Source organism: Chryseobacterium contaminans (assembly GCF_001684955.1).
In the GTDB taxonomy this organism is placed as follows: Bacteria; Bacteroidota; Bacteroidia; order Flavobacteriales; family Weeksellaceae; genus Chryseobacterium; species Chryseobacterium contaminans.
In genome coordinates this window covers 1-870 of the sequence record NZ_MAYF01000232.1, presented here as the reverse complement: position 1 = coordinate 870, position 870 = coordinate 1, and the positions used below count along the sequence as shown (strand labels likewise).

The 870-nt window shown below is 33.9% G+C and carries 1 protein-coding gene; it reads left to right on the top strand.

The genetic code is table 11. From position 1 onward, the window contains the following. The coding region (locus tag BBH99_RS12680) for a transglutaminase-like domain-containing protein (protein ID WP_131799222.1) at positions 1-870 on the top strand (870 nt) is incomplete at both ends.

Sequence of the window (870 nt, the reverse complement as noted above, 5' to 3'; positions counted from 1 at the left end):
GCTGGTGCTTTGCAGATGAGCACCGATCTTGAAAAAGCAAATGCACTATTTTCTTATGTTCAAAAAACATTTACCTGGAACAAAGACAAAGGAATTTATACAGATGATGGGATCAAAAAAATGATTGATACAAAAGTAGGTAATGCTGCAGAAATTAATCTTTATCTGGTTATGCTTCTTAGGGAAGCTGGGATTAATGCAGATCCGGTGGTGATTTCCACTGTAGAAAATGGACTGATCAATCTTACTTCACCCAATGTTTCTAATATGAACTTTGTACTGGCATCAGTAAATATTAATGGACATTATCACATTTATGATGCGACTTCCAAGCAGTCTTCTATGGATGAATTACCTTTAAGGGATTGGAACCAATACGCAGTTTTGGTTTCCAAAACTAAAACAGTACAGATCCAAATGGAAAATACGAAGGAGAGCAGCACGTTTCTAACAGTAAATGCAAAGATTAATGACGATGGCAGTATTTCAGGATCTTATTCTGATAAAGATACAGGAGGTTTTGCAATGTATGTAAAAGATGCTTATGATGAAAACCCGGAAAAATATAAGAAGCAATATAAAGAGAACTTCTCCATAGATTTTACAGGAATTGATTCCAAGGTACTTGATAATGGGGAATTTGAAAGTACAATGAAATTTTCATCATCTAACTTGATAGACAAGGTCGGAAAGAAGTTGATTATCAATCCAATGTTGTTTTTAAGTAAAATCTCTAATGAATTTGATCAAGTTGATGCCCGAAAATATCCTATCGATTTTGGTGCACCAACTACAAAAGTTAAAAAAGTAACCCTTGAAATTCCTGAAGGGTATGTGATTGAAGAAATGCCAAAGAATAAAAAAATTGTT